This is a genomic window from Patulibacter minatonensis DSM 18081 (assembly GCF_000519325.1).
Lineage (GTDB): Bacteria > Actinomycetota > Thermoleophilia > Solirubrobacterales > Solirubrobacteraceae > Patulibacter > Patulibacter minatonensis.
Genome location: NZ_KI912613.1, coordinates 1,373,255 through 1,377,952, shown reverse-complemented (window position 1 = coordinate 1,377,952; position 4,698 = coordinate 1,373,255). Strand labels below are relative to the sequence as shown.

General features: G+C 75.8%; 4 protein-coding genes and 1 pseudogene. 3 read left to right on the top strand and 2 right to left on the bottom strand.

The genetic code is table 11. The annotated features are described in order from the left end of the window. Positions 1-304 (bottom strand): annotated as a pseudogene (locus PATMI_RS37850) (hypothetical protein); the annotation flags it as partial. A 169-nt stretch (positions 305-473) separates the two neighbouring features. Between PATMI_RS37850 and PATMI_RS36495 the strand changes: the two are divergent. Beyond that, positions 474-974, top strand: coding sequence for a hypothetical protein (locus PATMI_RS36495; protein ID WP_157260643.1), 501 nt, complete (start codon positions 474-476; stop codon positions 972-974). A gap of 96 nt (positions 975-1,070) precedes the next feature. On the opposite strand, the gene tkt is transcribed toward PATMI_RS36495, so the two are convergent. Further along, a complete protein-coding gene (gene tkt, locus PATMI_RS0106265) occupies positions 1,071-3,104 on the bottom strand; it encodes a transketolase (RefSeq protein WP_026910261.1) in 2,034 nt (677 codons plus the stop codon). A gap of 112 nt (positions 3,105-3,216) precedes the next feature. Between tkt and PATMI_RS0106260 the strand changes: the two genes are divergently transcribed. Together PATMI_RS0106260 and PATMI_RS27880 are read left to right on the top strand one after the other, a co-directional pair. Next, positions 3,217-3,708 carry an inorganic diphosphatase gene (locus PATMI_RS0106260; protein WP_245604122.1) on the top strand — a complete coding sequence of 164 codons (492 nt, stop codon included), beginning with the start codon at positions 3,217-3,219 and terminating at the stop codon, positions 3,706-3,708. 83 nt (positions 3,709-3,791) lie between these two features. Then, positions 3,792-4,698 (top strand): DUF6986 family protein (locus PATMI_RS27880; RefSeq protein WP_036725348.1); only part of this gene is annotated, 907 nt, incomplete at its 3' end.

Genomic DNA, 4,698 nt, shown 5'->3' with positions numbered 1-4,698 from the left:
CGGGCGGCCCGCCGGACGCGTCGACGCCCCCCGAACGCCGGGTCGCACCCTCCGTCGCGGCGGCACCGAGCCCGTCGCAGCCCACGGCGGAGCGGTCCGGCCCCTCGGAGCGGTCCGGCCCGTCGGAGCGGGTCGCCGACCCGGCCGCGGTGCCGCGGCCCGCGGCGGAGCGGACGCCCGCGACGCGGTCGGGCGCGGGCGGAGCGTCCTCGGCCGGTGCCGACTCGCGTTGGACCCCTGCGCCGGCGGCGGCCGCGCGGTCCGGGGCCACGAAGGCCGCACCCGTCACCGCGGGCGAGCCCACGACCGCCGGTCCGGCGCCCGCCGGACCGGTCGGGCGAGCGGCCCCGACCACCGGACCCGCGTCGGACCCCGCGGCGCGGGTGCCGCTGCGGCGCGCGGGCGGTCCCGGCGGTCCCGACCGCGGGGCCCCGCGCTCCGGTGCGGTCGCGCCGGGAGGCCGTCGCCGTCCCATGGCGCTGCTCGCCTCGGTGCTCGTGCTGCTCGTGGCCGGGATCGCGGCGGCGGCCGGCGCGTTCTCCGGGAGCGACGAGCCGCGGCCCGCGGCGTCTGCAGCGCGCCCCGTCACGGCCGACGCCACCGCCGATCAACAGCGCGAGGCCGAGGCCCGCGCCGCCGCCGAGCGCGAACGCGCGGACGCGGCACGGGAGCGGCGGGAGGCCGCGGCGGCGAAGGCGGCGGCTGCGCGGGACCGCCGGGAACGGGCTCGGGCCCGACGGGCGCGGGAGCGCCGGGTCGCAGCCCGGAAGGCCCGCGAGGCCGAGGCCGCGCGTGCGGCGTCGGACGCGACGACCACGACCACGAGCACCACCGCGACCACGCCGACGACCCAGGCGCCCGCGACGACGACGCCCCGGAGCACCCCGGCCCCGTCGAACCCGACGCCGGCCCGCCGCACGCCGAGCACGCCGCAGGCCCCGGTCCGCGACGGCTCGGAGGAGTTCGGCGACTGAGGGACCGGCGACCCCCGGCCGGGGGTCGCGTTCCCGATGCCGGACCTCACCGGCACCGCGTCGGAAGCGGGCCGCCCGGGCCCCGGGCGGCGCCCCCTACGCCCCGAGCAGCTCCTGCGCCCGGGCCGCGACGTTCTCCGCGGTGATGCCGAACTGCTTCAGGAGCTCGCCGGCGGGGGCGGAGGCGCCGAAGCGGTCGATGCCGACCGTCGTGTCGGCGTAGCGCTCCCAGCCGAACGTGACGGCGGCCTCGACCGCGACCTTCGGGACGTTCACCGGCAGGACGTCGAGGCGGTAGGCCTCGTCCTGTTCGTCGAAGAGCTCCCAGGACGGCAGCGACACGACGCGGGCCTTCACGCCCTGCTCGCCGAGGAGCTTCGACGCGGCGACCGCGACGCCGACCTCCGAGCCGGTGCCGATCAGGACGACGTCCGGGGTCCCGCCCTCGGCCTCGGTGACGACGTAGCCGCCCTTCGGCACGCCCTCCCAGGCCGCGTCGTCGCCGCCGTCGCGCGGCAGCGGCTCGAGGTTCTGGCGGCTGAGCGCCAGGAGCGCCGGGCCGTCGACGTCCTCGAGGACCGTCGCCCAAGCGGCGAACGTCTCGACGGAGTCGCCCGGCCGGATGACCGTGAGGTTCGGCATCGCGCGCAGCGACGCGAGGTGCTCGACCGGCTGGTGGGTCGGGCCGTCCTCGCCGAGCGCGACGGAGTCGTGCGTGTAGACCCAGCCCGAGTGCAGGTTCTGCAGCGCCGACAGGCGGACCGCGCCGCGCATGTAGTCGACGAACTGCAGGAACGTGGAGCCGTACGGCCGGACGACGCCGCCGTGCGCGGCCAGGCCGTTGACGATCGCGCCCATGCCGTGCTCGCGCACGCCGAAGTGGACGTTCTGGGCGGGGCCGTTCTCCTTCGACCAGTAGCCGGCGTCGGGCAGGAGGGTGTTCGTCGAGGAGACGAGGTCGGCGGAGCCGCCGACGAGGGTCGGGACGAACGGCGCGAACGCGGCCATCGCACGCTTGCCCGAGATGCGGGTGGCCTCGGTCGCCGGCTCGAGCCCCTTGAGGGCGTCCTTCACGCCCGGCAGCGGCTTGCCCTCCCAGGCGGCGTCCCACTCGGCGGCGCGATCGGCGTCGGCCTCGCGCCACGCGGTGTAGCGCTCGTGCCACGCGGCGTGGGCGGCGGGGCCGGGGTTGTTCGCGCGGAACTCGTCGTAGACGCCGTCGGGGACGAGGAACTGCGACTCCGGGTCCCAGCCGAGGGCCTCCTTCGTGAGCTTCACCTCGTCCTCGCCGAGCGGCGAGCCGTGGGCCTTGCTCGTGCCCTGCTTGTTCGGCGACGGGTACCCGATGACCGACTTGACGTGGATCAGCGTCGGCTGCGTCGTGTTCGCCTCGGCCTGGTCGAGCGCCGAGCGGAGCTGGTCGAGGTCGTTGACGTCGGTGACGCGCAGCGTCTGCCAGCCGTAGGCCTCGTACCGCTTCTCGACGTCCTCGGTGAACGACAGCGACGTCGAGCCGTCGAGCGAGATGTCGTTGTCGTCGTAGAAGACGATCAGGCGACCGAGCCCGATGTGGCCGGCGAACGAGGAGGCCTCGGCGGAGATGCCCTCCATCAGGTCGCCGTCGGAGGCCACGACGTACGTGCGGTGGTCCTGGACCTCCGGGCCGTACTTGTCGCGCAGGAAGGCCTCGGCCATCGCGATGCCGACCGCGTTGGAGATGCCCTGGCCGAGCGGGCCGGTCGTGACCTCGATGCCCTCCGTCAGCGGCAGCGGCGTTGCGCCCGGACCGGCGCCGGCCTCGGGGAGGTGGAACTCGCGCTCGGGGTGCCCCGGCGTCTTGGAGCCCCACTGGCGGAACGCCTTGAGGTCGTCGATCGACAGGTCGTAGCCCGCGAGGTGCAGCGCGGCGTACTGGAGGACCGAGCCGTGGCCCGCCGACAGCACGAAGCGGTCGCGGTCCAGCCACGCGGGGTGCGCCGGATCGTGCTTCATCCGCTCCGCGTAGAGGAGGTAGGCGACCGGCGCGAACGCCAGCGGCAGACCCGGGTGACCCGAGTTCGCCTTCTGGACGGCGTCGATCGACAGCGTCCGGATCGTGTTGATGCTCAGGGTGGCGTCGGCGGTGCTCACCTCTCCAGTATCCCGATCCGCACGCGCGATCCAAGGCCCGCCCGGTGAACACCGTCCGCACGAGGGGGCGCCGGACTCCCCTCTGTGACGCGCGCCCCCTAGAATCGCGCGGGTGTCCGACGATCTGCTGATGTTCGTGGAGATCCCCAAGGGATCCCGTAACAAGTACGAGTGGGACGAGGAGGTCGGCGCGATCGTCTTCGACCGCTACCTCTACTCGTCCGTGGTCTACCCGGCCGACTACGGCTTCATCACCGACACGCTCGGCGAGGACGGCGACCCGCTCGACGCCCTGACCCTCGTCTCCGACGCGACGTTCCCCGGCTGCCGCATCCCGGTGCGCGTCATCGGACTCTTCAAGATGATCGACCAGGGTGAAGTCGACGACAAGGTCATCTGCGTGCCGGTCGCCGATCCGAACTGGAACGGCGTCGAGTCGCTCGACGACATCTCGTCGCAGCTGAAGACCGAGATCTCGCACTTCTTCGAGATCTACAAGCAGCCCGAGGGCAAGGTCGTCGAGGTCCAGGGCTACCGCGACCGCGCGGAGGCGCTCGAGACGGTGAAGGCCGCCAAGGAGCGCCTCGTCGCCCAGAAGGCCTAGCGCCCTCCGGGGACCGGCCCGCGCCGCGACGGCGAACGGGTCGGGCCCTGTCCCCCGGGCCCGCACGTGACAGGCTGACCGTGATGACGAACGGCCCGGGACGACTGCCGGACGCCGCGCTCGACGCGCTCGAGACCGCGTTGGCGCCGGTCGACGGCTGGATCGCCGCGCGTCGCGCCCCCGCGTCCGCCGACGGGCGACCGGGCCACACGGTGCTCGTCGCCGCGGACCGCGCGGAGCCGGGCGTGTGCGCCGCGTGGGGCCGCGCCGCCCTCGAGGCGCTGGACGAGCACGCCCCCGGACCGGTCTCGCTCGCGATGGCCACGGGGCTCCCGGCCGACGAGGTCGAGACCGCGTGGCCGGAGCTCCGGCGGCGGCTCGGACGGCGGCCGGTCGAGGACCTGCGCATCGACCTCAGCGCGGCCGGCGCCGGTTCCGCCGGCGACGAGGGGCGGGCCACGCCGGCTCCCGGCGGCCCGGTCGCGGGGGTCGCGGCCGTACCCGACGGCGGGGCCGCGGACGATGCGGCCGCGGACGATGCGGCCGACCAGGCCGTCCGCACGCTGCTCGCGGAGGTCGACGACGCGGGCGGCCCGGTGCGCTGCGGGGTCCTGCACCGCGGACTCGGGGCCTCCACGCGGCACCTCGCCGTCCGTGCGCTGGACCGCGTGGTCGGCGGCCTGGCGGAGGCCGGCGGTCCACCCGCCGGGTTCCGGCTGACGCTCCCCGGCGCGGTCCACGTCGACCAGGTCGCCGCCTACTCCGCCCTGCTGCGGGTCCTCGAGGTCGTGCACGACCTGCCGGAGGACCGCCTCGTGTTCGAGCTGCGCGTCGATGCGCCGGAGGCCGTCCTCGCCGCGGACGGCACGGTCCCGCTGCGGGCGATGGTCGACGCGGCCGGGACCCGGTGCGTCGGGCTGCACCTCGACGCCGTCGGGTACGGCGCGGCGCTCGGGCTGCCCGGGGCGGGCGGCGGTGCCCGGCACGTCG

Coding starts and splice junctions, on each gene's coding strand:
- PATMI_RS36495 (WP_157260643.1), top strand. CDS start 474: ATGGCGCTGCTCGCCTCGGTGCTCGTGCTGCTCGTGGCCGGGATCGCG.